Raw genomic sequence first — 634 nt, 5'->3', positions numbered from 1 at the left:
CCCACTACCAGGGAGGGCAGCATGAAACCGACCCACGGAAACGTCAGTAGATCCCCAACCGGCTCACCCGGCGGTCCCTGCGGAGTTGGCCCGACATGCGGCCCTTCGCATACCGGCGGATCGACCGGCGCGCCGTACCGTTGACCGGGGTGGGCGCGGACGTTCGTCTCCGCGCACTCGGTGGACGCCTGTCGGGGGCACGGCGTGTGCGCCACCGCAGCGGCCACGACCGGCGCCTCCTACGCTGTTCAAGTGGGCTTGTGATCTTGTGATCTTGTTTCGCTGAGGCCGGGTTCTGTGGTTCGGTGGCAAGCCGACCCGTACCGCAGGCGCCCCTGGGGCGCCGAGGAGCGGAAGCGGCGCGGCAGTTCTCCTCGCGGTTGACCGGCCCACCGGTCGCGTCGTTGACTGGGTGACCGTCGTTGCCGTTATCGCACGCGAGGAGATCGCCTGGACGAGTCCGGATTGTTCACCATGGCACTGGGTTTGACACCGCCTTGGCGGGTGAGTCAGGTGGAGTTCGACGCGGAGCCGACGCGGCTGGACCTGTACCTAGATTTTCCGCGGGTGCCCGGTTCGCGTACCCAGCCAAGGGCTGCGAGCATCGCAAGTGCCCGGTGCATGACACCGCCGC

Annotated in this window: 1 protein-coding gene; it reads right to left on the bottom strand. The window is 68.0% G+C overall.

Going from position 1 to position 634, the window contains the following annotated elements:
• The coding region (locus F6Q13_RS19470) for a hypothetical protein (RefSeq protein ID WP_293059993.1) at positions 1-227 on the bottom strand (227 nt) is incomplete at its 3' end.
• Between the last annotated feature and the right edge of the window lie 407 nt (positions 228-634).

This window comes from Mycobacterium sp., from assembly GCF_008709575.1.
Lineage (GTDB): Bacteria > Actinomycetota > Actinomycetes > Mycobacteriales > Mycobacteriaceae > Mycobacterium.
The sequence above is the reverse complement of the archived record's forward strand: the minus strand, read 5'-3'. Positions and strand labels throughout refer to the sequence as shown.